The sequence below is a fragment of the Lysinibacillus sp. NPDC093216 genome (genome assembly GCF_050280325.1).
Classification (GTDB): Bacteria; Bacillota; Bacilli; order Bacillales_A; family Planococcaceae; genus Lysinibacillus.
In genome coordinates this window covers 5,062-11,918 of sequence record NZ_JBNNVB010000051.1, presented here as the reverse complement: position 1 = coordinate 11,918, position 6,857 = coordinate 5,062, and the positions used below count along the sequence as shown (strand labels likewise).

Here is a 6,857-nt window from a genome sequence, read left to right as displayed (position 1 = left end):
ACCCGTTCCCATACCGAACACGGAAGTTAAGCTCTTTAGCGCCGATGGTAGTTGGGGGCTTCCCCCTGTGAGAGTAGGACGTCGCTAGGCACTTAGAAAAGTCGAGGATTTATTCCTCGGCTTTTTTTTCTGTGAAAATAAATAACCCCTTGGCCTATGAATATTCTAAAAATAGATAGAGAATCGGTATGGAGTTTTAAAAGCCAACGGAAAAGCAAAGGTATCTGTTTAGAGTAATTTCGATTAATTCTTTTTTGGTTAGATTAAATTATTCGCGATTCTTTGTATGGGTATAGCATGAAATAAATAAATCCAAAGCATTCGATGTGATAGCGCAACGAGTGCTTTTTTCTTGCCTCTTCTAGTTGCGATTGTCCAGTGCTTTTCTAATGCATGTTTTTGTTTCCAATATTGATGAATAAGGAAACGTTGATATTCCGTGAGTATTTCGAATAACGAATCGGTATTCATCTGTTTTTTAGGCATCACTCTTCCATGTAAACTTGTTTCCATATCCATTTCATTAGCGAATATTCAACTGCTGGGACAAAGCTCGCTTTTCAATTAATCCATGGCGCAGTAGTTTCGTAATCCATTTCGCATGAGAAACATCTGTTTTCCTTAAAGAGGTAGTCTTAAGTGAACAGCACTCAATCCAATCTCAAAAAATAAAGTTGAAAATAATAATCATAACAATCCAAAGAAGCTTTTATCAAAACATGTTCAAAAGTAAGCAAAGATTGATTTGCATATTTCCCCAGAAAGTTTTACCCTTCAATAGCAGCAACCATTAAGAAAAGATTTCCGATAAAAGGATGTCCTTTTTTGCTTTTTATAATTTTATATAAAGAGTTAAAAATGATTCTTGATGATTCGACTGTTGCAAGTAATACAGAGTAGTACTAGCATTAACTCTAGGGTTATGCCATACACAAAATCCAAATAGTGCTAGCTTCTATAGGTGGTAAGATGAATGCTGGTTTATTCGCTGAAATAGAGGAACTCTGTCTAAGAACGCCACGTCCTGTGGTAATGATTGAGTGACCAACATCATGTTGTTGCTGTCACTTCGCTTTCGCAAAGTCAAAAACACGTTGCTGACAAGCTGTGGTGTGTCAACACTAAACTGGACAAAGATTATATGGGCTGTTGCTTGAATTCCACTGGTGTTAAATAGCTTAGAGTTCCGTGAATACGAATATTGTTGATCCAATGAACATAATCATCAAGTTCAAGAGCGAGCTGTTCAAGAGAAGTGAAATGAGCTCCATTAGCGAATTCCGTTTTAAATACTTTAAACATCGCTTCAGCCACGGCATTATCATAAGGACATCCTTTCATACTCAATGAACGCTGGATATCGAATATTTCAAGTGCCTCAGAAATAAGCTTGTTAAGTGAACTGGAATTAGTTTTTTATGATATTGGTTTGGATTATAAAAAGACAACACCATTGCAAAAGCTGTGGGCTGTTTGAATGAAGTAAAGGATGAGGATCAATGACTCACACAACGATTTTGTAGGGGTTTCATCAATAAATTAGGGTCAAAGTCTTTTGGTAAAGCTAAGTATTTTTTGATACTTTCATAAGTTAAGATATTTGATTGATTATGGAGGGGTTTAGAAAAATGAAACAGGAACAACAAAAACATCCAACCCCATGGCGTCCTAGGGGTTTTATTCAATGGTTACTAACAATCATTGCAGTAATTGCATTTTTTTTCATTAGCATTATGACATACTATATTTGGAATCCAGGCGGTTTTCCTAATATAATGAGTGCCCTTGGAGCAGGTGCATTGATAATACCTACGCTTCTATTAAGTATAACTGCTGTGATCATAATTTTATTAGTATTAGCTGTCTGGAGGAAAGCTTTAATAGCTCGGACAATTTTGATTCCTCTAGTTTTATTATTAAGTTTTTTAACTGTAGAGCCAATTATTGAAATGTTACATTACGCTAAGAACGAGAGTGTTTCCGTTTCGCTTCGTTCTCATTTTTTCGGTAAGACAGAAATCACATCAAAATTCACACAGGACGTTGTATACATGACAACCTCTGATGGTGTGGAATTAAAGCTTGATGTGTGGCCAGCCAATGAAGACTCAAAAAAACCACTTCATCCTGCTATTGTACAAGTGCATGGAGGTGGATGGGTTGAGGGGGATAAAAATAGAGCACCTCATTGGAATCAATGGTTAAGTGAATTAGGATATACTGTGTTTGATATACAATATCGTATGCCACCTCATGCAGGATGGAAAGATGAAGTAGCTGATGTAAAATCAGCAATAGGATGGGTGGCAGAACATGCGGATGCTTACAAAATTGATCCTGAAAAAATAAACGTAATGGGACGGTCAGCAGGTGGAAATCTGGCTATGCTAGCTGCCTATAGTATGGGGGATACACAGTTACCTCCTTCATCAAATGTACCTTCAGTAACTATTAACTCTGTGATTAATGTATACGGTCCGTCTGATATGGAGAAAGTTTATAAAAATAGTCCAAGTCCTGACTATGTGCAAGATGTTATGAAGAAATATATTGGAGGTACACCTTCACAATTCCCTGATCGTTATAAAATACTTTCTCCGATCAGTTATATTCAAAGCAAGACACCTCCTACTATTACACTTTTAGGAACGAGTGACCGAATTTTTCTAGAAGAACAGGCTGAAATTTTGGACAGGAAGCTAAAAGAAAATAACGTTCCCCATGAACTTTATCTTATTCCAAAAGTCGATCATGCTTTTGATGCAGTATCAAATAGTTTGAGCACTCAATTTACTTATGAAAAAGTAAAGGCTTTTCTTCAAAAGCATAATTAGTAAACATAAGTATTTTTAGGGGAAATACGATCTTCTTTAGTGGGGGAACGCCGTTTTTTCGACAAAATGCGTCTGCTCTTTTTTATGTTTATTCGGTGGTAGGCGATGGGTCATGAACGTATCGATATATTGGGTTAACTATTCTTTTTATCATAAATTTGTAACTATCTTCATATAGTATTAGTAAGCCTATGAAAGGAGTCGTTATCATGCGCATGCCGGCACTACCTAAAAAGAAGTCTCCTCAAAGGGAAGCACCAAGGTCATGGTGGAAAGTTGTAAAAGCGTACTTATCCAGAGGGAGGTTTTACCGTTTACCACCTCGGAATCGATAAATCAGATTTAAATGTTCGATGAAAAAAAGTCGCTTTAATAGCGACTTTTTTATCTTCTTTCAGCTGAGTTTTGATTGTAGCGAAAGCGAAGCGACAGCTACAATTACATCAAGGCGAAAATATTTATTATATCTGTTCATTTTCTAATAGAAATGTATTTTTTGTTGGGCCGATTAAATAAAGCTCATGCATGGCTCGAGTGAGTGCCACATAAAGTAGCTTGCGATCAACCTTCGTATCGTAGAAAGGTGTATCGAAGGCAGCTACGATCACAGCATCAAATTCAAGGCCCTTTGCTAAATGACTCGGAACAACGAGCAATAATTCCTGATTGATGGACTCATTTTCAGTTAGAAGCTGCGAAGCAATTTTTTTGTCCTTTAATGCTTGCTGCATTGTTTTTGCCTCTGCAGTCGTTTTGCAAATTAAAGCAACGGAATGGTGTCCATTGGATCGAATGGCTTCAAAAATTTCTTTAATTTGCAGGGCATCAAATGATTGAGCTTGTATATAGGTAGGGACATTACCATGCCGTACTACTGGCTCTACTAATGGAAGTTGTTCATCCATTTGCGCTAAGACTTTGTTTGCAACCTCCATAATTTCAATGGTTGTTCGATAGCTTTTTTGCAGTGTTCTAAAGCTTGCTCTAGGAAATAGATTTTGGACAGGTTCCCAGGCAGTAAGGGAACGATAGCTGTGAATTCCTTGTGCTAAATCACCGACCATTGTAAACATATCTGTTTCAAGCCCAGTCTTTAAAGCAGCAAGCTGAAATAAACTATAGTCCTGTACTTCATCGATGAAAACGACTCGCATTTTCCATTCATCTGGAATGCCCTTTATACGAGCTTGTAAAAAATAAAGTGCAGCTAAATCTTCAAGCACCCATTGTTCTTTAGCATGTGCTTGTAAAAATTGCTGTTGCTCAAGATAATGCCATTCTGGAGCAAGTTCTGCTAAAAGCTCAGCATTTGTTAGAAGAGAACGATAGAGAGTCTTGATGTTATGTTTAGAAAAGCGCCGCATATAAACAGTTGCGGTTGACTTTGCCTCTTTTTCAATAGCAGGAATACGTTCATCACGCTCATCAATAAACTTCGTGACAACACGACGTCGTTTGTCATCATCACGAAATCCATCAAGTGCTCTGCCAAGTGCTTCATCATATTTTTTATGAAGTGTATTTAAAATAGCCTGTTTCTTTTGACGAGCATGGCTTGCAAGCACTTTTTTTATATGTGCTAGTCGTTTTTCAATCGGCATATAAGAAAATTCATATAAAAATAGCTTCTTTAAATGGGAGGCACGCATAATGCAATATTTTTCAATGAATACATCCTCAAACTGATTGGCGATTTCTTGTTCGATTTTTTGAACATATCGTTCTATTACATCACGGTAATAAAGTGAGCCCTTCATTTCGGATATCCAAGAAGCTGCCTGTTGGGGTTCTCCTGCAACAAGAGATTCTAACTGCTCATTTGGGTTTTGAAGTTTCAATTTTAGCTTCGTCGCAGCTAGAACGTAATCGGTAAAGGTTGTTTGGCAAATTTTATCGACACCAAGCTCTGGTAAAACATCACCAATATAATCGATAAATAACTTATTCGGTGCTAAAATCATAAGCTGCTCAGGATTAAAATGCTCGCCCATCGTGTAGAGGAAGTAAGATATTCGGTGTAGGGCAATTGTTGTTTTTCCACTACCAGCAGCACCTTGTACGATAATCGGCTGACGAAGATGTGCTCGTATAATTTCATTTTGCTCCTTTTGAATGGTGGAGACGATTTCAGTCAAACGCACATCTGCTTTTCCAGCTAACGCTTCTTGCAGTAATTCATCGTTTGTTGTTAAATCAATGTCCCGTAAATCGAGCAATTCACCATCATTAATTTTATATTGGCGTTTGGCAAAAAGATGTCCCTTATGGATTTCTCCACGCACATCATATTCCATATCCCCAAGGCGACCATCATAATAGACGTTTGCTACTGGTGAACGCCAATCGACTATTATAGGCTCATGGGTTTCTCGATGAAACAAAGACGTTTTTCCGATATAAAGAAATTCTTCAGGATCTCCTGTCTTTTGAAAATGAATTCGGGCAAAGTATGGCTTTTTTCGAATAGCCTCTAAGCCTTCCTTTTGGTTTCGGGCCATTTCAAAGAAACGAGCATTTGCTAAGATATTATTATAGCCCAAACTGGAATCTAAATAATCAAGATCTGCCATCGACTTACGAATATTCTCCTGAGCAGATTGCAAACCTCTTTGTGATTCATTTAAAATTTGCTGCATGTAATTTTTAGTGTAAGCTAGCCGCTCCACTTCAGCCTGAAAATCTGGATGTTGTGCAGTCATTTTTTAGCACCTCCTAAGTACTTGCATTTTCAAGTAGATTCTCATACTACTATATATAATATTTACCATCAAGTGAAATTGTAATAGGCTTATTAAGGGAGAAGGAAAATCGAAATTTAATGGCCCGCCTGTTAACGAGTTGAGAGGTGGGCGAAATAGGAGGTTATCGAATTTGAATATTTTTGCCCATAGAGGCGTTTCGGCACATTACCCAGAAAACACTATGGCTGCTTTTATGGCCGCATCAAAACTTCCGATTACAGGGATTGAACTAGATGTTCATTTAACAGCGGATAGGGAGTTAGTCGTTATTCATGATGAAACAATCAATCGTACATCTAATGTCTCTGGCTACGTAAAGGATTACACGCTACAAGAGCTCCGTGCATTTGATTATGGTTCATGGTTTTCTTCTAAATTTGAAGAGGAGAGAATCCCAACTCTAGGAGACGTTTTAGAGCTATTTGCAGGCACTAATCATCGTATTAATATTGAGCTCAAAACCGATATACTTCCATATAACGGGATAGAAGCACTTGTTATTAAGGAGGTAGCTGCATTTCAAATGACAGAGAGAGTAATTATTTCCTCCTTCAATCATGAATCTATTCAAATCGTCGCACAAAGAGCACCCTATATTGAAAAAGCAGCACTGTTTGCCGAAATTTTAGTTGATTTTAACGGCTACGCAGCTCAAATCCCGGCAGATGCTATACATGTCAGCCTACCTACAGCATTTCGGAGATCCATTCAAGAAGCTCTTAATGAAGGAGCAACTGTCCGTGTCTATACGGTTAATGATGTTGAGCAAGCAAAGCAATTACAGCAGCTCGGTGTACAGGCAATATTTACAGACGACCCGGAAAAGATAGTAGCAGGATTGACGGATTAGTTGGGGTGAATGGCCAGGGTTTGGGGATAGAAGCGGTAATACGGTCAGAGTGACTGATTGAAAGAGCCAAGGTGACGGATAGAAATGAGAGCGACGGAAGGAAGAGGCGAAGTGACGGCTAGGATTCAGAGCGGCGGAAAGAAGAGTCGAAGTGAAGGATAGAATGGTCAAAGTGACGGAAAGAAAAGCCGAAGCGACGGATAGGAATCAGAGCGACGGAAAGAAGAGCTGAAGTGACGGAAGGAATCATCAGAGCGACGGAAAGAAGAGCTGAAGTGACGGAAGGAATCATCAGAGCGACGGAAAGAAGAGCTGAAGCGACGGATAGGAATCAGAGCGACGGAAAGAAAAGCCGAAGCGACGGATAGGAATCAGAGCGACGGAAAGAAGAGCTGAAGTGACGGAAGGAATCATCAGAGCGACGGAAAGACG

At 38.6% G+C, this 6,857-nt stretch carries 4 protein-coding genes, 1 rRNA gene and 1 pseudogene; 3 read left to right on the top strand and 3 right to left on the bottom strand.

What is annotated here, in order from left to right:
- Positions 1-90: ribosomal RNA gene (gene rrf / locus ACQKOG_RS26655) — 5S ribosomal RNA — on the top strand; the annotation flags it as partial.
- A 168-nt stretch (positions 91-258) separates the two neighbouring features.
- On the opposite strand, the gene ACQKOG_RS26650 is transcribed toward rrf, so the two are convergent.
- Both ACQKOG_RS26650 and ACQKOG_RS26645 read right to left on the bottom strand, forming a co-directional pair.
- The gene (locus ACQKOG_RS26650) at positions 259-486 is read right to left on the bottom strand and encodes a hypothetical protein (RefSeq protein WP_427448575.1); all 228 of its coding nucleotides are present in this window, start codon (positions 484-486) and stop codon (positions 259-261) included.
- Between the two features lie 651 nt (positions 487-1,137).
- Positions 1,138-1,395, bottom strand: a pseudogene (locus tag ACQKOG_RS26645) (IS3 family transposase); the annotation flags it as partial.
- 233 nt (positions 1,396-1,628) lie between these two features.
- Between ACQKOG_RS26645 and ACQKOG_RS26640 the strand changes: the two are divergent.
- Positions 1,629-2,834 (top strand): alpha/beta hydrolase, encoded by a 1,206-nt coding sequence (locus ACQKOG_RS26640; protein WP_370083663.1) that lies wholly within the window; start codon positions 1,629-1,631, stop codon positions 2,832-2,834.
- A 461-nt stretch (positions 2,835-3,295) separates the two neighbouring features.
- Here ACQKOG_RS26640 and helD read toward each other — a convergent pair whose 3' ends face one another.
- Entirely contained in the window at positions 3,296-5,533 is a 2,238-nt protein-coding gene (gene helD / locus ACQKOG_RS26635; RefSeq protein WP_427448574.1) for an RNA polymerase recycling motor HelD, read from the bottom strand.
- A gap of 172 nt (positions 5,534-5,705) precedes the next feature.
- Between helD and ACQKOG_RS26630 the strand changes: the two genes are divergently transcribed.
- Positions 5,706-6,425, top strand: a complete 720-nt coding sequence (locus ACQKOG_RS26630) for a glycerophosphodiester phosphodiesterase (RefSeq protein WP_370083659.1) — start codon at positions 5,706-5,708, stop codon at positions 6,423-6,425.
- Positions 6,426-6,857: the final 432 nt, after the last annotated feature.

Bases quoted from the DNA above. Each gene is read 5' to 3' on its own strand.
- ACQKOG_RS26650 (WP_427448575.1), bottom strand. From the start codon at position 486: ATGCCTAAAAAACAGATGAATACCGATTCGTTATTCGAAATACTCACG.
- ACQKOG_RS26640 (WP_370083663.1), top strand. From the start codon at position 1,629: ATGAAACAGGAACAACAAAAACATCCAACCCCATGGCGTCCTAGGGGT.
- helD (WP_427448574.1), bottom strand. From the start codon at position 5,533: ATGACTGCACAACATCCAGATTTTCAGGCTGAAGTGGAGCGGCTAGCT.